We start from the raw sequence: 17,225 nt of genomic DNA on the forward strand, positions 1-17,225 counted from the left end.
CCGCGGGTCCTCCCGGCGTTCGCGGCTCAGTCGATGGTCGCGGATCAGCCGATCAGTGCCGTGGCCGCAGAGTAGCGGGCCAGTGTGGTGTACGCAGTTTTGGTGCCCGTCACGCGTACTTTGATGGCGCTTCCCTTGTCCGCGGCGACCAGTTTGTAGGTCTGGGCGGTGGCGCCTGAAATGGCAGTGCTTCCACGGAACCACTGGTAGGTCAACGTCACCGGAGCAGGGCCCCACACGCCGGGGGTCGCGGTAAGTGTGCTGCCTACTGTTTTGGTTCCTGAGATGGTGGGAGTGGGCGCAGTCAAGGTGCCCGCCGCCACGGCAGCAGTCGCAGCGGAGGTTTTTGCCGTCGTCGTAAATCCGGTCTTGGACCCGGTCACCCGGACCGTCATGGTCTTGCCGAGGTCAGCAGCAGCCAAGGTGTAGGAAGCAGAAGTAGCACCTGTTACCGCAACACCGCTCCGGAACCACTGGTAGGCCAGCGTCACCGGGGCCGGACCCCACGCCCCGGGAACAGCCGTCAACGCCGAACCAACCTTCGCCGTCCCCGAAACCGTCGGCACCGGAGCGGTCAACGTTCCCACTGCCACCGCAGCAGTCGCAGCGGAGGTCTTCGCCGCCGTCGTAAACCCGGCTTTCGTTCCGGTCACCTGGACTGTCATGGTCTTGCCGAGGTCAGCAGCAGCCAAGGTGTAGGTAGCTGACGTAGCACCCGTCAACGCGACACCGCTCCGGAACCACTGATACGCCAGCGTCACCGGAGCCGGTCCCCATGCGCCGGGGGTCGCGGTGAGTGTGCTGCCCACTGTTTTGGTTCCCGAGATGGTGGGAGTGGGCGCAGTCAGCGTGCCCGCCGCGACGGCGGCAGTTGCGGCGGAGGTCTTCGCCGTCGTCGTAAATCCGGTCTTGGAACCCGTGACCCGGACTGTCATGGTCTTGCCGAGGTCAGCAGCAGCCAAGGTGTAGGAGGCTGACGTAGCACCGGTCACCGCGACACCGCTGCGGAACCACTGATACGCCAGCGTCACCGGAGCCGGACCCCATGTCCCGGGAACAGCCGTCAACGCCGAACCAACCTTCGCCGTCCCCGAAACCGTGGGGACCGGAGCAGTCAAAGTACCTGCAGCAACAGTGACGGAGGCCTGGCCGTAGTACGGCTGGAGCGGCCAGTCGTGGACGCTGAGCCGGGCCGTGACTTTTTTGCCGGCGTCTGAGGCCTGCAGGACGAAAGTTTTCAGGTTCGACCTGTAGTCCTGGACGCCGTTGACGAACCAGTCGTAATAGGGGCCAAAGTCGGGCGCGGGGGTCAAAATGCCGTGGTCCACGGTCAGGGTATTTCCGGCGCTGGGCGTACCCAGGATAGTGAAGGGCTTGGAGGCCGTGACAGCCTCGGCGCCCGATTTACCGGCGTGCACCGTGTCGTAGTGCGGAGCATACCCGGCCTTGGAACCCGATACTCTTGCCCAGATATCATACCCGGCGTCGGCAGCGGTGGGCACATAGGTAGGCGCGGTAGCACCTGCGATGTCCTGCAGTTCGGTACCGTCAGTGGAGCGCTGCCACTGGTAGGCCAGGGCTACCGGAGCGGGACCCCATACGCCGGGGTCAACGGTAAGTGTTTGCCCTGCCTGGGCTGAGCCGTACACGAAGGGCTTGCCGGGCGCCAACGACAGACCCGCTACGTCCAGCTGCATGGTCAGCTTCACGCGTTGACCAGCAGCGGTTGCCGTCAGGACAGTGGCCGTGTCCTTGGTGGGGGTGTTGTCGTAGCACTCGGACTTGTAACGCTTTTCGCGGGGCGTGCCATCGTAGAAAGTGTCCGAGACGCAGAGCTTGTACTTCTTGCCCACCGCCATCCGCCAGTAGATCTTGCCCTGCGCATCAGAGGTGAGGGGGCCCATCTGGGGTCCGTCCCAGGCTCCCGTTGCGTCGTTGTAGACCCACGGGATGTAGCCGACGTCGGCGATCGGCGCGCCAGCGGTGTCTGTCACCGTGGCTTCGATGATGGTTTCATCCTTGAGGACGAAGTTCACGTTGGTCCAGGCGACTCCCGACGGTACGGTAGCCGCCGTGTAGGTGTCTACGGTGCCGGTGCCGGTCCAGTACTGCTCCAGATAGAGGCGCTGGCCCGATTCGTCCCGGACGCTGATGTACGCCTGGTTGGGCGGGATCTTGGTGAGGCTGAAGTAACCGTTGGCATCGGGCTTCGTGCTGCTTACTTGTCCGCCGCCGCTGGGCGAGGCTGAGACGGACACTGCTGTCAGCGGCTGGCCTGCCTTATTGGTGACCCGGCCACTCATGCTGCCGAAGGCTTCCAACTGCGGGTTGTAAGTGGTGGTGGGGGCAGCATCGGTGACCGCAACCGGCGTCGAACCGTAGGAGCCGGACTGGTTCACGTTCCACTCGCCGGCGTAGGTGGCGGAGCAGGGGCCGCTGCTGCAGGTGGTCCACATTTTGTAGCTGCCGGCGGCCGGCACGGTGAAACTGTAGGAGCCATCGGGAGCGGACCAAGCACCAGCAACGAAGTCGGCCCGGTCGTCATTGGTGTACGCACCCACCCACACGTCGCCCAGCACGGTGGCCGTTGCCGTGGCCGTCGGTTTTCCCTTGACCACTCCTTTGAAGGTGTAGGTTGCGGCCGAGGCAGGTGCAGCCCCGGCGAAGAGGCCTGCGGCTATCAGGACGACGGCCGCCAGGATAGCCCACACCCCCTGCCGTGAACTTTGAAACGGATGGTCTGCGGCAGGTCGCGGCAACGGCATGGGTAAGGTCCTTTTCCCCAAAAAAGTGACTGAAGGGACCGAGCGGTCCCCTGCCATCCTAGGCGTCGGCCGGCAGCAGTGCCATGGGTAGTTCTGCCCTGTCCGCCACCCCGTCCACCAAGGGTAAGAAACCCACGACGGCGGCAGCCCACTGCCGCTGACAGGCGACCAGTGCGCGCTCTCTCCATTGGCCCGTTCGGATTGGAAAGTGTTCCGCCGACGATGTTCCGTTTCCAAGGACGTGGGACGGTTATATGTGTAGCGTTTAGGGCACCTTCACCGGGCATTTTTGCGGGCGGGTCTTACGGGAATCCAGTGGCCCTGGAACGGCGGGGACTTCGATACACGGTCGATACGGCCGGTGGGGGACCGGCTTACGGGCAGACACACGGGTCATCCGTGACCCTTAGTGTTCGGGGACAATATCTCCATGTCGCAAAATGCTGAGATGCACCGAGAGATGCCGTGGCCGTTTCCGGATGACCGCTTTCCCGAAGGTCTAGGTGCTGTAGTCATGAAGTCCGTTCTTTCTGGTCAACGACCCGTTCTTCAAGTCCTTCATGACCCTGACAACGGGTGGGGGTTTGCTGATGGCGTGGATGACCCGAACACCCCTGATGGAGCAGTTGCTGCGCACATCAGTCACCTCACACGGCTTGACCCGTCGCTTGCTGAGATGGCGAAGCTGCCTCCTGGAACGCTGGCTGACCGTTTAGAAGTCGGCGGAGAGTGGCACATTCGAAACTTCGCGTGGGAAGAGGAATCGACGACGCCAAGTTCCCAAGAGAACAGCCTCGAAGTGAAGTTTGAAGACTTATCACCCAGTGTCCGTGTCGTTCACAATGCCCTGGAGCTTGCGATGGAACCTGAGCTGTGGGCTGTTGAACTGCGCGATGGTTCGCAGCTGACTGTCCTCGCACACTCCCGCTCTGTTCAGGGCCATGAGGTTGTCTTTTCCCTGCTCTTTAGTGGGAGGCCTAACTTGCTCGTGGAATCCCTTCGGATTCCCTTAGTCCTTATGCCGGAGGACTACTCGTGAAGCATGAGCTGCAAGGGGCCAAGGTAAGGCGGGCAGCCGTGGGACTTCATAAGCCGGACGGAGGGTTAGTGTGGGAAAACTGAAGTACGGTCCCGGAGTGCTTTTTGCGGTTCCCCTGAATAGCGGTGGCTACTGTCTTGGTTTAGTGGTCAGAGCCAACCCGCGGGGAGTGTTGTTTGGATATTTCTTCGGCCCCAAAACGGCGCAGCCGCTTGAAGCCAGCCAGGTGGAGCAACTGAGCGGACTGGATGCAGTCCTCGTTGGGCGTTTTGGTGACCTGCATTTGAAGCAAGGCAAGTGGCCGATCGTTGGACCAATACCAGGCTGGAGCCAAGAACTGTGGCCAATGCCGGAGTTCGTTCGTACTGAGCCCATTATGGGCCGCTCGTTTCGGCTTCGCTACGATGATGCCGACCCGAATCTTCTGCTGGAGGAAGTCCAAGTTCCCCCTACAGAAATAGAAGGGTGCGTACCCGACGGACTCATGGGCGCCGGCTATGTCGAAAACAAGCTCACAAGGCTCCTGGGCGAGTAGGAACCAGCCACCTTTTTATCCTCGAACGGCACGATCCTCACTTCATACCGCGGCGCTGCTGACCTCTGGCACGCGACCGGTGAAGGATCCCTAACCGGGCGGTGTGGCAAGGCGGAGCAATGGAGAAGATGAGACAGGCCGCGCCGAAATTGCAGTTACTTATTCATACACTCTGGCAGCGAGTAGCATCTGAGCGATAAGCCGCCAGGAAGGTACGTCGGGGACTGGCTCGCCGCGGTTTGTGAAGTAACCATCCATATCGCGCGTCCAAGCCGACAACGCCTCCAGGAAGCTATCGAGGTCGTTATTCTCCCAGCTTTCAGGATCTCGTCTCAGTGAATCCCTGAATTGATCAATAAAGTCAGCCAAGTCTTGACGGCTCAAGTTGGGCTCGGGGCTTCCCATGGATGTCATGTCTAATGCAAGCACACCTCGTCCGCGTTTAATGATCGGTCCGTATGAGGATCCTTCTCAGGGCGCCGAACTTCGTATTGATACACCACGGGCGGAGATCTAGATGCAGGGCTTACTCTCTACACAGGTGACGAGGGAAAAGCAGATGGCGGAGAAGCCCCGCAGGGCGTTTAAAGGCGGACTGGTAGGCCTAGCGATCGGTTACGTGTCGGCGCTGCTTTTCACTGGTTTCGATCCGCTGAAGGCCTTAGTGGCGTGGCTGTGGGTTCTTCCGGCAATGCTGGGCGTTGCGGTCTACGGACTTGTCCTGGAACGGCGACAACGAAGTTAGTTCTGGTGGCGCAGCCCCGGTGAAGGATCCTTCACCGGACACCAGATCGGAGTGAGCCGCAACTGTGACTTTCAGCTATTCGTGGCGGCTATGTCGGGCGACGTGGTGCTCGATACCGTTTCCAGCGATGACGGTTTCCTGCTGGATAATCAGGGCATGCTGATTCGAGAGTCCAAGGCCCAATTGGAGCAGATGCTTGCGGTGACAGGGGCCGACGCACGCGTCGGGGCTCGGAATCCCGGTGCCGTGATGAACGTCTTCGAGCGTTTCGCGGCTATGCCGGCATATGACTGCGCCCCTGTGGACGAAGATGGCGATGGTGTTCTTGCCCAGTTCGGGACTTATGGGGTGCGGGGCATCCAGGAATTCAACGTGGATCTCACACGTCAGTTCATTGAAGCCGGCGACGACGATGCTCCGACGTGGCAGCTGTCATGCACGTTCTACTGGGATCCGACGCCTGAGACCCTTGCAATGGGCAGTGACAGCCTGTGGTCCTTCGACTTTGCTCTCGAAGACTTCTTCAGGAACGCTGCCCTGCTACCCGGATGGGAATGGGCGCTTGGCACAAACGAGCAGCCCAAGTCCTTGGAAATCACATTGGACCAGGTCTGAGTGAGCGAGGGCTCCATTCTGAGCCCGAGAGTTTGACCGAGCTATCTGGCAACACGAGAGTCCTTTCGAAGTGGCCGTCCGGTTAGGGATCCTTCAGCGGGCTCCCTGCGCAATCCTGCGCTACGGAGGGATCACGTGAGCGCCTGTGCGTCGACCACCCCCGGGAAGGGCGGCCCGACCCGATCGAAATGGAGGAGAAGTGGAAGGCAACCGACTTGAGATGCAATTTCTGGACGCCATGACCGCGGTAGCCCGGCTGGTACTTCAGCCCGACAGCGGACGTACCTACGACGTCACCATGGATAACGCCGGTCAGTTCATTGCTGAGTGCTTCGATTGCTCTCATGGTGGTGCCGCGTACGCCATCTGGATGGAGGTCAGCGACTACTTGGACGACCCAAGGGGCCCGATGACGGAGGAAGCGTGCGAGCAGGTCGGACGCAAAGTGGCTACTGAATGGCTGTCCGTCGACCAGTCATCTCCCGAGGCCGTCAGCACGTTTTTTGCCCGGTGGCGCAGCCCGGAACCTTGGCCAGCTTAAGAGCTGGGAGAGGATCTGCAATTGGAGGCATGTTGGCGATGCTTCCTATATGCCACCCTGACAAGTCTGACCGCCGCAACAGCGCCCGGTGAAGGATCCCTCATCGGACATAGGGCATGTATGCCCGCCGGAGCGCTCTCATGGGTGCGTTCATTGGGTAGTCTCAGCTGGTGACTGACTACCGGCAACATCCCAGCGTCGTGGCGCACTGGCGCGATGACTCACTCCAGCCGATTCCAGAAGCTCAGGAAGCGGAAGAGATCCTATGGTTTGCGGTGCCCCCTGAACCTGACACGGAGCAGATGTGGGAGGGTCTTCGGGGTCGCTTGGAGAAGGACGGCACAGCGACTGTCCTGGCAGTCCCTGCGTATCTCTATGACGTCAACTTTGGCGACCGCGTGAACGTGATGCGATCGGCGGAGAATGCGCTTGTTGCCACCGGAGTGGAGCGTGACGCTCTCAACTTCACATTCAGAGTCCTGCTGAAATCGGATGACCCTAACGCCTGGCAGCCCCTGGCCTCTGAACTTGCCGAGCAAGGTTGCCTCCTCGATTTCATCTCTCCGCGGTTCTTCGCCATATCTTGCGGCGAGCCCCAGGCACAGGAAGTCGCCGACAGATTGTTCACATTAGAACGCGATGGCGTCCTTCATTATGAGACTGGCCGAACACAACAGTTGAGGTAGTCAGCCGATGGAATGGGTTTCCGGTGAAGGATCCCCTTACGAGACGCTCTTGAACTTAGAACGTCGGGGCGTCCGGTCCACGCTCAGAATCCCAGAAAGGCACGAGTCGCTCTTCCCAATGGGCCGTCAGGGCATCCATCCCGTGACGGCGCTTGTATTGCAGTTCAGATTCATGCAGGGGCATAGCTTGGAGGAAGTGGACGTGCGACCCATCCGATAGTCGGACAGTCGGAATTATCGCTTCCTGTTCACGGATCAGGAACGCCATCATTTCTGTTCCAGGCCAGAGTGGACCGTCCGACGGGACGGTGTGTCCGTCCGCTATGGTGACTCCGTTCCGATGTCCGTAAAGCCCTAGTGCGGCGAATGGACTGGCCACTGCGTCTTGTCCCGGACGCAGGCCTAACAGGAACTCCGCACGATGATCTACCGTGCCCGGGCTGTGGGTAGGAGCGCCGCCGGCGGCGCCTACGGTTACATATACGTCGACTCCCTCCCCTGTAGTTGCGGCATCCCATTTCCACACCTGGATGGAAAGCCCTTCAACTTCGAACCTGATTCGCCCTGCTGGGTCACCCCAGCGAGAGAGCAGATACGCTCCGACTGATTCGTGCATTAAGTGTTGACCTCCATACGGCCACCATATGCCGCTTGGCTTAGGATTCATGCCCTCTGTGCGACTTCACCGCGCGTTACCCACCGTTGACCTGGATTCACTGTACGCACACTAAAAGGCGCATATATAGGCTCCTGCTGCCTTACGGCGCTATGCCCGGTAAAGGATCCCCTAGCGGGCAGCGTCACGCAGAGTTTTGAGAAACTCACCTGGTCAGCACGAACGTCAACGCGTGTTCGTACGTGTTGGGCCGGATGTCCAGACGTTTGTGGGAGAGAAATCCATCTCCCACGCTGGAACGAGTCCCGTCACATCTATGTGGTCTGGATAGCTGGGTATGTCGGCTGGAAGGGCGGGTAGTCTGCCCGCATAGAATTCGACGGCCTGCGCTTTGATTTGCAGATCCATGCCATTGATCCCTCCGAGAGGACTCACTGTCACGCCGGTGGCAGACGTTTCTATGTGGCATTCAGCCACAGACCAAACTTGAGGGTTTGGCCTGTCCACTTGGTGAGTGCTCGTCCACGTCACTTCTGTCGTCTTTCGAAAGATCATGACCCCGCAGTTCAGTGAAACGATGTCGATCTCGGCAGGAAGATAAGACGTGCGAATCTCGAACAGGGCGCCGACGGCTGAGTGGAGCACGTCTATGCGCACGTCGAGGAGTTGTGCTTCCTCGAAGATCCAGTCAGTAGTCAGTGGATTGTGTTCGGGTTTTCCGGGCAGGTCTAGTATCTGCCGTAAGAAGAGGTCGGAAAGCTTCATGCACCGAACTCTACGTGGGAGCGGCCAGCGGGTAGTGCCTTTCGAATGGGGGTGGTTTTACGGACGCTTCAAGAGCCCGGTAGAGGATCCTCTACCGGACGGTTAACGAGGTGCGCAGACCGCCAAGTCACAATTCTTGGTCCAGGGACCCTAAGTGCTGCCTTAGCCTCGGCGCCGAATGTGCTCAACTTCCCCTACGGTTACATAATGATCGCTGATTTCATGAGAGACGAAGCTCGGTCCATGCCGGCGCACCCTGCTCCAGCCGAAGTGACGGCCCTGCGCGTGTGGCATTGCAAATACAGGTCGCTGGAAAGCCTCGCAACTTTTGCCAACCTTAGAACGCTTGTCATTGCAACTTATCCAGACGCTGACCTGACTCCTTTGAACGGTCTCAGTCAGCTCGAGTATCTGAGCGTCATGCACATGCCAAAGGTCTCCGATCTAGACCCTCTCGGTGAGCTGCACAAACTGAAGACGATCAGGCTCAGCACACTCCCCAGTTGGGACTCATCTGGGAAGAAGACGATTGTGCATTCCCTGGCCCCTCTAACTGAGTTGCCGCACCTCGCTCACCTCGAGCTCTTTGGTGTGCTTCCCGAGGACGGCAAACTAAACGTCTTGGAGAACTGTCAGTCTCTGGCATCAATTCGTGTGAGCAAATACAAGAAAAGTGAAATCGAGCGCTTCTACCGATCAACCGAACTGCCCAACTCATTTGCGCCTCTGCCGGGCGTGGACGCTTGGATCTGACAACGCGCGGTGAAGGATCCGCTACGGGCAAGTGGGCTGTCCGAGCGGCACTCTTAGTACTTGGAAAGTATGCCGGAGTAGCGCACGTAGACCTTGAGGCCCCCAGTGTCACTAGAGATCCCGGTGCAGGTCTTTCGCAATGTCCAGAGGTTCGTGGGCTCGCATCGCTCTTTTGCCAGCCCCATCTCGGCTGCCAGCGACCGTGACGTATGAGGGGGTCTGACATCTACAGACATTTCCCGCCAACAGCCTCCCGATCCACACCCCGTGGAGATCCTCCCCGCTTCGCTTGGCAGAGGGATAACCTAGAAAGCCGAGTCTGAGGGCACCGCCCCTTCATCTATGGCGGTCCAGAGGATGGAGCCCACCCACGCTAACAGAAAGATCCCAAGAGCGAGCATCGTGTGAGACGTCCTACGCGCTGACGAGTCATTTCGGGGCAACCATGGATTTCTCTGGTCTCGGGGTTCGCTCAAATTGCTTGCGTATTCTCTTGAAAATGCTCACGCTCATGAGGACGAGCCCAAGGAGCAAGAGGCTAAACCCTAGGAGTATGAGGAAGCTCCCGGCCAGCGTAAGCAGGGTGTAGAAGTCTTCGTCATTGCGATACTCCTGGTGAGCGGCGCGTCCACCAAGCGGAACGGCCAGAACCCACCCAACAAGTCCGAGGATTGCTCCAAAAAGTAAAGACTGAGCTATGGACGTCCGAAGCATTATGTTCCCCCAAATCGAAGATCTCAGACTACACGCCGCACAGACGCCGGCCTTTTCAGGAGCAGGCAAGTGCCAGGTGAGGGATCGGCTTACGTGCACGGGTCGCTTCTGGACTTCTCAGCCCTCTACCCGGGCACTGCGCTAACCGTCGCGACTTTAGGACTTTGAGTGTTGCTCACCTATGGTGCTGTGCCAGTACTGGCCGTTGATGCTCATGGAACGGAGTACTTGGTCGGGGCTAGATGGTTCCGGCCAGATCTCCAGCAGATACCAGTCGAGAAGCTGTTCGGCGAACTCGCCTTCAGCGCCCTCGTCGCGTCCCCTCTCGCTGGCCCGGAGCCGATACTTGCCCGGGAGAATCGCGTCCAAAGTGCCGCTGGTTTCAGCAGCCCAGGAACTCCACTTCAACTGTCTTCCAGCGGGAAGAGTGAAGGATACTTCGACGATGTCCTCCCATATCGCGTCGTCAGTGGCGTCCAGGGGCCGCTCTTCCATGAGAATGATGCGAAGAGCAGAGCCACCTGAGCGGCGGCCGAAGTGAACGTACAGTCCCTCAGGGTCGGACGCGCCAACAAGGCCATTGACTTGCCCCTTGAAGAACTATTCGAAAATTCCATTGAAACCAACACCATCAGCGAACTCGTCGCCCCATGTGAGATCGAACTGACCGTAGTCAGTAAGAACGACCTGATCCAAAAGAACGCTGTACATGCCGCCAGCATAGTGCGGCCTGCTGTCGCTCCGGTTGGCGACATAGCCCGCATGGAATCGTGAGTTCGTTTGTGCCCGCTGAAGGATCGGCTTGCGGGCGGTGATTTATGAAGTTGGCCGTAGTTCACCACAAGGCGCATTTGGTTAGGACTTCGTTACCGGCCCGGCATGGTCACCTACCGGATTATTAATCGGAAGTAGACGCCCTAGCGTCCGGCGTGCTCACGTAGTGGAGAATGTCGATCATGGGTGTTCTTTTTGACTACTTCTCTGCTGCCTCCGATGAGGAAGCAGCGCATCGAAGCCTGTCGTCTTCGGCTGATACGGAGTATCCATACAACTGAGAGTAACCAGACGAAAGCAGATGGATCCTCCACCAGACGCTGTCTCTGTCGTGATCCGAAGGCACGAGCCACCTCACTTCCCAGCAGGCTAAATAGCGACAGCTTTTGTCTTCGCCCCCGCATAACCCCACTTTTCGGCGGTGATCTGTTCGTCTGTTTGCTCCGCCTGCAGAACGACGTAAAAGGGGACTGCTGGCCTGTCCCAGGCTTCACCCAGTGCTATCGGTTCCGCAAAGGTCGAGACTGCTGTTTTGAGCACCCCGGTTAGGGTGTGCAGTTCCTTCTGATCCTCGTTTGCCAAAACCACGCTAGCGTCTTGAATGATCAAGACGAGCGCTCCTGCAGGCAAGAGCCAGTCCAGATCGTTAAGGCATTCATCCAACGCAGGCCAGTTCTCGCCGAAGAACCTAGGAAACTGGAGAGCAGCCCCGAATTCGTCCATGACGCCTTGCACAGTCCGCATCTTTCTACCGCGGAGTGTCCTAACCAGACCTGTATTCCCAACCATCCGACGTACTACGTCATCGACGAGCGCTGCCTCTGCGGCGCAAAGTAAGAAGGACGTTTCAGTGGGCACACTGGCGAACATCTCTGGGTCAATCACCTGAACCTCACAAACGTATCGTAATGGTCCAGTGTCGAATACGCAGACCCGTCTGAACCTGTGACAATTCGTTCTCCACCCCGATTAGTTCCCTTCTGGAAGGGATTGACATCCCATTCTCGATACTTGATCGGGCCGTTCGCGCTGGACGTGGGTAGAGTCATAGGTCCAGTATTCTCGAAGGGTCGCCCGCCTTTGAAACCCGGGAAGGGCGCGCCCTTCTGCGCAACGCGTTCTGCTACCTCCATTGCATTCTGCTTCACCGGCCCATAGGTGTTGCGCTGGTGAACCGTCATTTTCCAGAATCCGCGGAACTGAGCCTGATCGCCGTGCAGGCCAATCACCGGGGCAAGGGAGTCGGTTCGGCTCTGGTCAACGCGGTCTCGATGTCGCTCGTTGTCGAGGGCTGCCAACTGCTTCAAGTCCATACTGTGGGTCCATCATTCGAGGACGAGGCCTATGCGAAGAGCAGGGCTTTCTACCATCGAGCTGGGTTTCTACCTCTACAAGAGTTTGAACGCATCGATTGGGACGGTCCCTCGCTTGTTATGGTGAGGCCGCTCGCAAAATAGTCTGTCCGGTCAGGGATCCTCTAGCGAACGCTCTGGTGCTCTCCTCTGAGAGCCTGGGCGTTAGGTCAGCCGCAGCCAGAGGGCAATGGACACCTCATCGGCGGGCCCACAAAGCTCGCGCGTGGACAGCGCTCTTGAAGAAAATACTCCTGTGTTCAGCGGCGGCTTCCCCACGTCTTGTGCCAGTACTCAGCGTCCTTGCTGTTGGAGCATAGGATGGCGTCCGGCTGCGGCGAAGCTGGCCACATCTCCAGTAGGTAATGATCGACCACCTCTTCGGAGAATTCTCCGTCATGGCCTTCGTCGCGGCCTCTGGCGCTGGTCCGCAAACGGTAGCTGCCGGGCGTCACGTCGCGTAGTTCACCGCTGTTCTCGTCGCCCCAGGAAGTCCACCGCATGTGATGTCCCTCGGGAAGAGTGAAGGACACCTCGACGATGTCCTCCCACGGGGAATCGGGGTTTAGCTCTGGTGGCTCATCCAGGAGCACGACGCGGACTGCTGACCCTCCCGACCGTCGACCGAAGTGGAGATAGATTCCATCCGGATTGGTCGACCCGACCAGGCCATTGACTTGGTCGTCGAAGAAGCGTTCAAAGATTCCATCGAAGCCATAGCCGGCCCAATACAGGTCGAACTGGCCGTAGTCGGTCATGATGACTTGATCGAGCAGCACTCTTTCCATGGCATCAGGATAGGGGTGGGACCGAGAGGGTCATTCAGCTACGTCCGTGAAGTACTGTGCGACGTCGTAATTGCCGATCAGTCGTGCAAACCCAACGGGGGTCTTTCCACTTCCGTTGACGCTGTGTGGATCAGCTCCGTGCGAACGCAGGAGTTTGATCAGTTCGCCACGGCCGTTTGAATTACCAACAGCAGTAAAGAGCGCAGTGTTGCCCCAGCCGTTTTGCAGGTCAACGGTGGCGCCGGCATAAAGCAAAGCAGCAGCTGCGGCGACGGCATATTCCTGTGCAGCAAAATGTAGTGGCGTGAAACCAGCCTTGTCCTGGGCATCGGGCGAAGCGCCGTCAGCCAGCAGCGCCTCCACGGTGGCAACATCATTTTCCAGGGCCGCGTAGTGGAGCGCTGTGCGGTTCATTCTGTCCATACGTGCAGTCTGCCATCCGGGAACCAGCGGCGGAGAGCGACGCCCTTCGAAATAGCTGTCCGGTGAAGGATCCCCATCCGGGCGTGCAGGGGATGGGCAGCACTGACGATTGGCGACGGAGCTTTTACGGCGTTGCTAGATTGAGTCCGTGAAACTTAAGGACAGCAATGACCCCGTCTTCAATCAACTGCTGTCGTTGATCGAAGAGCACGGGTGGGCGGTACGTCATGTCGGCGCGGGTGATGAGGCTGCTTTTTCCTACACCGTTGGTCTTACAGCCCTAAAGCATCCGGAGATTGTTATGGAGGGCCTGCCGTTCGAGGTAGCTCAAGCCTTCCTGAACCTCATGGGTGAAGAGGTAAAAGCAGGTAAACGCTTCATCCCGGGAACCATCGCCACCGACCTCACCGAACCTCCGGCTCCCATCGCTTTCATCGCGGTGGAAAACATCGCGGGACTGACAGCGGTGGCAGAAGTTTACGGCCAAGTAAACGCCCTACAAGCAATTTGGAGCGACTCCACCGGACATTTACCCTGGGAGTCGTCCTACCGCAACCCTGCGGATGCGCAACCTCTCTTAGGTCCAGTACCCGACTCCTTCAAGTAAATTTCTGGGTTCTCGCTTGATCGCAACATCGCCCGGTGAAGGATCCTTCTGCGTTCGTCTGGTTACTCTCAGTTGTATGGATGCTGTGTACCAACCGAATGCAACAGGCCTCGATGCCTTGGACGAACTCGACTACGTCGACTGGAACCAACTGCAGCACGCGTACGGAAAAGGCATCGTTTTCCTGGAGGGCTCCAACGCTTCACCTAGCATTGCCGGCGACGTAGCCCGATCATTAGCTGCACTTCGAGACGACCCTTCCCTCGCAATCGGTGAGGGGCTCTACTCCAATGTCTGCCACCAGGGCACGGTCTATGAAGCAACCGCCTATGCAGTGCCCTTTATCGCAGCAGTTGCCGCTGGTGATGTCCCAGACTCGATCCGCGTACCCTTGCTGGCGCTCTTGGGGGACATCTCTATCGGAGGAAGCTACGTGGCTCCTGACGGGTCTCACTCGGGTGCTTACGGCGATCAGGTAGGTGTCCTCGTCACTGAATCGCTCGCCACTTCGATGAGACGCTTCACAACGCTCCGGACGCCCGAGCTCGAGGCCCTGATGCAAGCGATCCAGTCGCTTCTTGATCGCTCAACCGACGCACGCCGCGAGGCGGTTGAGTCCGCAATCGATTCTGTACTCAAGCTCGCTCAGCAGTAGACACGGCGCCCGTTAGCCGATCCTCCAACGGGCGGTCTCCTGGGGACCCCGTACGTCCGACACTGGCTAGAGAAGTCCGGGGTGTAAGGCCCTTCCGGTGTAGTGACCTGGGTAAAGCTGGGCCTCAGGCACCGTAAGAGGCGGTGCTCGATCATCACAGCGGGCAACGTCCTACGATGGTGACATACCCACAAAGGACAAAGAATGACACTCGCCCTTCTCATGATCGCCGTTAGCCTGGTCTGGCTGGCACTTCGAAAATGGATCGCGCAGATGCAATACACTGCCACAACACAGATGTTCGGTGAGAATGAGGAACTTAAGGAAGAGCGTCTTAGAGGATTCGAGCGGGCCGGAGTCTTCTTCTGCATTGTCTTTTTCTTAGCAGGGCTAGCCATCCTCACGCTCACGTTCATCTTTCGGCCCCCATGGGAAGGTTCTTAAGTGAATGAACCATTCCTGGCCTTGGCAGGAGCATTCATCACGCTCAACGGAGTAGGGCTCTATCTCCTGAGAGAGAAAATGGCACGATCAGGTGTAGATGGATGGGCTTGGCTCCCTGACGGCACGGACTTCAAAACCTATCGCTTTCAGCTCTTGGCATCGAAAGTCGCGGCGGCCGTGGTGTTCGGAGCAGGTCTGGTCTTTTTGCTGTTGTTTTTTGTTATCTGACCAAGCTCGATCAGTGCCCGGTAAGGGATCCTCTAGCGGACACAGGTGCGTCCTTCGATTCACCGGTTAGCAGGCGGAGCTAAGGGTAGTGTGACGTCGAAGGAGGGGAAACAGCATGTGTTCTCTGCGTCCGGCCAACGAGTAACAGCGTTCGTTCCGCCTGGCTACGAGCGGTACGTGCGCGTTCTTAATCCGATCGAGATTGCACCCGGCTTGGTGGTCATGTGGTCAGAGGTCGTAAATCGTGGTGGCCTGGAGGCGAGCCCGTGGATGCAATGGGATGAAGTGACGGTCAGCTACGAAGCGATGCCCGCCAACAATTCGCAACCCGACATGGGCAACCCACATCCGAGCCTCGCCAAATCCCTGATACGCGTGCTCGAGCTCGACTCCAGTCGCTACAACTTTGCAACGTGGGAAGGGTATGCCGCGGAGGACGGCAAATCGGTGATCGATTTCTCCCCAGCCCATCGGGGAATGGTCTTGTACTCGGGCAAGGTGGTCGATGAAAAAGGAACTGCTATCGTTCCGATCACCGACAGCGGGCGCGTTCCCATGTACTGGTGGCCGGATGATCTGCACTGGTGTATCGGCCAAGATATATACGCTCGAAGCCTCATCATCGGGTGTGATATCGCTACAGCCGGGAGAATCCTCGCCGATCCAGAACTGGACGCATACCTCATCCGAGAAACGGATACCGTGCTGCTTGAAGACTTTTGAGGGACGCCTCGCTCATGCACGCTGCGGGATCCTCGACCGGACACGTCGGCGTCCTTTGAGCCATCCTTTGCCGGCGACGATTCAAAGCGGAATGGGCGGGACCAACTACACTGCGACCATGGAGCCCTTCACCACTCTTGCGCTTGGCGTTGACCTGCATCTGGCGACGACGGCAGACGGAGGGCGGCGGACGCCTCTACTTGGTGGTTACGCGGCGGAGAACCGCTTCAAGTACCGACCGAACTGGGGACTGCCGGGCTGGCCCGACGGCGAGCAGACCGCAGCCCCCGTGCTGGGGTTCTCAAGAAAGGACATCCAGCCAGGAGAAACCGTAGGTGCGGTGCTGGTGCCTCTCTTCCCCGACCGCGTGCCGGCATGGCGTGACGTGCAGCCTGGAGATGAGCTACGCATGTACGAAGGTTCTCAAATTTGCGCGCGCGGAATCATCGTTTGGGTAGAACCAACAACCTGGTTCACGACCGACGACGACCGAGATCGGTTCACCGAGTGGCTGAGAGACCGAATCTCCCGTAGCCACTGAGTGTTTCGTCTCTGAATGCCGTTCTATCGAAGGTCATTGAACGCTTCGGCAATGCGCTTTGTCCGATTGGGGATCCATCAGCGTTCATCTGGCCCAAAGCATTGTGGCGGGCTGTTATGGCAGCATTTGGTTATGAGCGCACAGCTTGAAGTTCCTAGGCTTGAAGACCTGAGTGATATCGGGATTATGGTCGAACCGTCTGAGCAGCCTTGGGTGGTCTCTCTGGTCGCGTGGGCGCAGGACGGAAGCACCGTAACGCTTACTTGGGACGAGATCGCTGGGTCGGCGAGGATCCGCTGGACCATCGGTAACGAGGTGCGCCTTGTTATCGAACGAGAGACCCCGGTGAAGATCAGTGTCCGAGACGAGCACGGCGCCATTGAGTTCCACGTTTGGTCCCGATGGGAAGGAATCGGCGGCGAATTGATCGTGCGTGTCGGCGAGCACGTGGCGGTTCACGACACACTTCTGCATACCTAGCAGCCATCCTGTGTTCGGTCGAGGATCCTGCAACGGGCATGCCCTCGAGCCTGGAGAAGAAGCTGACTCAACGATGAATCACCTCGCCAGGGTCGAACCCCAGCGATAAGAGGTCGAATTCGATTTGACTGAGGAACTCTCTTCCTTCACCGTGTGCTGGGAGCGGTTGGAGAGCTACCGGCTTACCGGCGCTATCGAGGGAGACTCCACGCGGGGCACCTAACCATTGACTGCGTGGTTAGGTATCGATACCCACACCCGACGACAAAGGATCTCTATTTTCCGATCCCAGCCCTCCCAGACGACCCTGAGGCGGAAGCGGCCATCCTCCGGTTCTAAGGTGACGAGGGAGACTTCGCTGAAACCCCAGTTGACCTCTTCAGGATGCTCCACAGAATAATCCATTAGGGCTCCTACGAGATTCAGGGAGTCCACT

24 protein-coding genes are annotated in these 17,225 nt (G+C 58.7%); 16 read left to right on the plus strand and 8 right to left on the minus strand.

Translation table 11 applies throughout. The annotated features are described in order from the left end of the window. Positions 1-44: 44 nt before the first annotated feature. The gene (locus J3D46_RS07820; RefSeq protein WP_231340491.1) at positions 45-2,765 is read right to left on the minus strand and encodes a carboxypeptidase regulatory-like domain-containing protein; all 2,721 of its coding nucleotides are present in this window, start codon (positions 2,763-2,765) and stop codon (positions 45-47) included. Positions 2,766-3,195: 430 nt separating this feature from the next. On the opposite strand from J3D46_RS07820, the gene J3D46_RS07825 reads away from it, so the two are divergent. From J3D46_RS07825 to J3D46_RS07850, 6 genes are all read left to right on the plus strand, one after another. After that, entirely contained in the window at positions 3,196-3,804 is a 609-nt protein-coding gene (locus J3D46_RS07825; protein WP_231340492.1) for a DUF2185 domain-containing protein, read from the plus strand. Between the two features lie 70 nt (positions 3,805-3,874). Next, on the plus strand, positions 3,875-4,339 hold the full coding sequence (locus J3D46_RS07830) for an immunity 26/phosphotriesterase HocA family protein (protein ID WP_231340493.1): 465 nt from the start codon (positions 3,875-3,877) through the stop codon (positions 4,337-4,339). Between the two features lie 559 nt (positions 4,340-4,898). Continuing rightward, a complete protein-coding gene (locus tag J3D46_RS07835) occupies positions 4,899-5,084 on the plus strand; it encodes a hypothetical protein (protein ID WP_231340494.1) in 186 nt (61 codons plus the stop codon). Positions 5,085-5,174: 90 nt separating this feature from the next. Beyond that, positions 5,175-5,699 carry a hypothetical protein gene (locus J3D46_RS07840; protein ID WP_253466215.1) on the plus strand — a complete coding sequence of 175 codons (525 nt, stop codon included), beginning with the start codon at positions 5,175-5,177 and terminating at the stop codon, positions 5,697-5,699. A 199-nt stretch (positions 5,700-5,898) separates the two neighbouring features. After that, a complete protein-coding gene (locus tag J3D46_RS07845) occupies positions 5,899-6,240 on the plus strand; it encodes a hypothetical protein (protein WP_231340496.1) in 342 nt (113 codons plus the stop codon). Positions 6,241-6,410: 170 nt separating this feature from the next. Continuing rightward, positions 6,411-6,926, plus strand: coding sequence for a DUF4265 domain-containing protein (locus tag J3D46_RS07850; RefSeq protein ID WP_253466218.1), 516 nt, complete (start codon positions 6,411-6,413; stop codon positions 6,924-6,926). Positions 6,927-6,981: 55 nt separating this feature from the next. Here J3D46_RS07850 and J3D46_RS25140 read toward each other — a convergent pair whose 3' ends face one another. Both J3D46_RS25140 and J3D46_RS07855 read right to left on the minus strand, forming a co-directional pair. After that, the gene (locus tag J3D46_RS25140; RefSeq protein ID WP_369122338.1) at positions 6,982-7,593 is read right to left on the minus strand and encodes a suppressor of fused domain protein; all 612 of its coding nucleotides are present in this window, start codon (positions 7,591-7,593) and stop codon (positions 6,982-6,984) included. 174 nt (positions 7,594-7,767) lie between these two features. After that, a complete protein-coding gene (locus J3D46_RS07855) occupies positions 7,768-8,307 on the minus strand; it encodes a hypothetical protein (protein WP_231340498.1) in 540 nt (179 codons plus the stop codon). A gap of 207 nt (positions 8,308-8,514) precedes the next feature. Between J3D46_RS07855 and J3D46_RS07860 the strand changes: the two genes are divergently transcribed. After that, positions 8,515-9,060 carry a hypothetical protein gene (locus J3D46_RS07860; RefSeq protein ID WP_231340499.1) on the plus strand — a complete coding sequence of 182 codons (546 nt, stop codon included), beginning with the start codon at positions 8,515-8,517 and terminating at the stop codon, positions 9,058-9,060. An 870-nt stretch (positions 9,061-9,930) separates the two neighbouring features. Here the strand turns inward: J3D46_RS07860 and J3D46_RS07865 are convergent. Then, a complete protein-coding gene (locus J3D46_RS07865) occupies positions 9,931-10,269 on the minus strand; it encodes a hypothetical protein (RefSeq protein ID WP_231340500.1) in 339 nt (112 codons plus the stop codon). Between the two features lie 42 nt (positions 10,270-10,311). Between J3D46_RS07865 and J3D46_RS07870 the strand changes: the two genes are divergently transcribed. Then, the gene (locus tag J3D46_RS07870; protein ID WP_231340501.1) at positions 10,312-10,548 is read left to right on the plus strand and encodes a hypothetical protein; all 237 of its coding nucleotides are present in this window, start codon (positions 10,312-10,314) and stop codon (positions 10,546-10,548) included. A 369-nt stretch (positions 10,549-10,917) separates the two neighbouring features. On the opposite strand, the gene J3D46_RS07875 is transcribed toward J3D46_RS07870, so the two are convergent. Both J3D46_RS07875 and J3D46_RS25145 read right to left on the minus strand, forming a co-directional pair. Then, positions 10,918-11,418, minus strand: coding sequence for a barstar family protein (locus tag J3D46_RS07875; RefSeq protein ID WP_308102718.1), 501 nt, complete (start codon positions 11,416-11,418; stop codon positions 10,918-10,920). A gap of 11 nt (positions 11,419-11,429) precedes the next feature. Then, positions 11,430-11,729, minus strand: coding sequence for a ribonuclease domain-containing protein (locus J3D46_RS25145; RefSeq protein WP_374110837.1), 300 nt, complete (start codon positions 11,727-11,729; stop codon positions 11,430-11,432). Here J3D46_RS25145 and J3D46_RS07880 point away from each other — a divergent pair. Beyond that, complete coding sequence (locus J3D46_RS07880) at positions 11,655-12,005, plus strand: N-acetyltransferase (RefSeq protein ID WP_256492137.1); 351 nt, start codon at positions 11,655-11,657, stop codon at positions 12,003-12,005. The two genes, J3D46_RS25145 and J3D46_RS07880, sit on opposite strands and share 75 nt — an antisense overlap. Positions 12,006-12,160: 155 nt before the next feature. On the opposite strand, the gene J3D46_RS07885 is transcribed toward J3D46_RS07880, so the two are convergent. Further along, complete coding sequence (locus J3D46_RS07885; RefSeq protein ID WP_231340503.1) at positions 12,161-12,688, minus strand: hypothetical protein; 528 nt, start codon at positions 12,686-12,688, stop codon at positions 12,161-12,163. A gap of 30 nt (positions 12,689-12,718) precedes the next feature. Further along, complete coding sequence (locus J3D46_RS07890) at positions 12,719-13,111, minus strand: ankyrin repeat domain-containing protein (protein ID WP_231340504.1); 393 nt, start codon at positions 13,109-13,111, stop codon at positions 12,719-12,721. 148 nt (positions 13,112-13,259) lie between these two features. Here J3D46_RS07890 and J3D46_RS07895 point away from each other — a divergent pair, with 148 nt between their 5' ends. From J3D46_RS07895 to J3D46_RS07925, 7 genes are all read left to right on the plus strand, one after another. Further along, complete coding sequence (locus J3D46_RS07895; RefSeq protein WP_231340505.1) at positions 13,260-13,718, plus strand: DUF4262 domain-containing protein; 459 nt, start codon at positions 13,260-13,262, stop codon at positions 13,716-13,718. A 76-nt stretch (positions 13,719-13,794) separates the two neighbouring features. After that, positions 13,795-14,373: a hypothetical protein gene (locus J3D46_RS07900; RefSeq protein ID WP_231340506.1), complete on the plus strand. Its 579-nt coding sequence runs from the start codon at positions 13,795-13,797 to the stop codon at positions 14,371-14,373. A 204-nt stretch (positions 14,374-14,577) separates the two neighbouring features. Beyond that, on the plus strand, positions 14,578-14,817 hold the full coding sequence (locus J3D46_RS07905) for a hypothetical protein (protein WP_231340507.1): 240 nt from the start codon (positions 14,578-14,580) through the stop codon (positions 14,815-14,817). Further along, positions 14,818-15,045 (plus strand): hypothetical protein, encoded by a 228-nt coding sequence (locus tag J3D46_RS07910; protein WP_231340508.1) that lies wholly within the window; start codon positions 14,818-14,820, stop codon positions 15,043-15,045. It abuts the gene before it with no gap. A gap of 90 nt (positions 15,046-15,135) precedes the next feature. Continuing rightward, on the plus strand, positions 15,136-15,768 hold the full coding sequence (locus J3D46_RS07915) for a hypothetical protein (protein WP_253466220.1): 633 nt from the start codon (positions 15,136-15,138) through the stop codon (positions 15,766-15,768). A 118-nt stretch (positions 15,769-15,886) separates the two neighbouring features. Then, on the plus strand, positions 15,887-16,309 hold the full coding sequence (locus J3D46_RS07920) for a hypothetical protein (protein ID WP_231340510.1): 423 nt from the start codon (positions 15,887-15,889) through the stop codon (positions 16,307-16,309). Between the two features lie 132 nt (positions 16,310-16,441). Further along, complete coding sequence (locus J3D46_RS07925) at positions 16,442-16,789, plus strand: hypothetical protein (protein WP_231340511.1); 348 nt, start codon at positions 16,442-16,444, stop codon at positions 16,787-16,789. Positions 16,790-17,225 lie beyond the last annotated feature (436 nt).

It is taken from the genome of Paenarthrobacter sp. A20 (genome assembly GCF_024168825.1).
In the GTDB taxonomy this organism is placed as follows: domain Bacteria; phylum Actinomycetota; class Actinomycetes; order Actinomycetales; family Micrococcaceae; genus Arthrobacter.

Coding starts and splice junctions, on each gene's coding strand:
- J3D46_RS07855 (WP_231340498.1), bottom strand. CDS start 8,307: ATGAAGCTTTCCGACCTCTTCTTACGGCAGATACTAGACCTGCCCGGA.
- J3D46_RS07835 (WP_231340494.1), top strand. CDS start 4,899: ATGGCGGAGAAGCCCCGCAGGGCGTTTAAAGGCGGACTGGTAGGCCTA.
- J3D46_RS07885 (WP_231340503.1), bottom strand. CDS start 12,688: ATGGAAAGAGTGCTGCTCGATCAAGTCATCATGACCGACTACGGCCAG.
- J3D46_RS07860 (WP_231340499.1), top strand. CDS start 8,515: ATGATCGCTGATTTCATGAGAGACGAAGCTCGGTCCATGCCGGCGCAC.
- J3D46_RS07900 (WP_231340506.1), top strand. CDS start 13,795: ATGGATGCTGTGTACCAACCGAATGCAACAGGCCTCGATGCCTTGGAC.
- J3D46_RS07825 (WP_231340492.1), top strand. CDS start 3,196: ATGTCGCAAAATGCTGAGATGCACCGAGAGATGCCGTGGCCGTTTCCG.
- J3D46_RS07840 (WP_253466215.1), top strand. CDS start 5,175: ATGTCGGGCGACGTGGTGCTCGATACCGTTTCCAGCGATGACGGTTTC.
- J3D46_RS07905 (WP_231340507.1), top strand. CDS start 14,578: ATGACACTCGCCCTTCTCATGATCGCCGTTAGCCTGGTCTGGCTGGCA.
- J3D46_RS07925 (WP_231340511.1), top strand. CDS start 16,442: ATGAGCGCACAGCTTGAAGTTCCTAGGCTTGAAGACCTGAGTGATATC.
- J3D46_RS25140 (WP_369122338.1), bottom strand. CDS start 7,593: ATGAATCCTAAGCCAAGCGGCATATGGTGGCCGTATGGAGGTCAACAC.
- J3D46_RS25145 (WP_374110837.1), bottom strand. CDS start 11,729: ATGACGGTTCACCAGCGCAACACCTATGGGCCGGTGAAGCAGAATGCA.
- J3D46_RS07890 (WP_231340504.1), bottom strand. CDS start 13,111: ATGGACAGAATGAACCGCACAGCGCTCCACTACGCGGCCCTGGAAAAT.
- J3D46_RS07920 (WP_231340510.1), top strand. CDS start 15,887: ATGGAGCCCTTCACCACTCTTGCGCTTGGCGTTGACCTGCATCTGGCG.
- J3D46_RS07875 (WP_308102718.1), bottom strand. CDS start 11,418: ATGTTCGCCAGTGTGCCCACTGAAACGTCCTTCTTACTTTGCGCCGCA.
- J3D46_RS07865 (WP_231340500.1), bottom strand. CDS start 10,269: ATGGAAGAGCGGCCCCTGGACGCCACTGACGACGCGATATGGGAGGAC.
- J3D46_RS07820 (WP_231340491.1), bottom strand. CDS start 2,765: ATGCCGTTGCCGCGACCTGCCGCAGACCATCCGTTTCAAAGTTCACGG.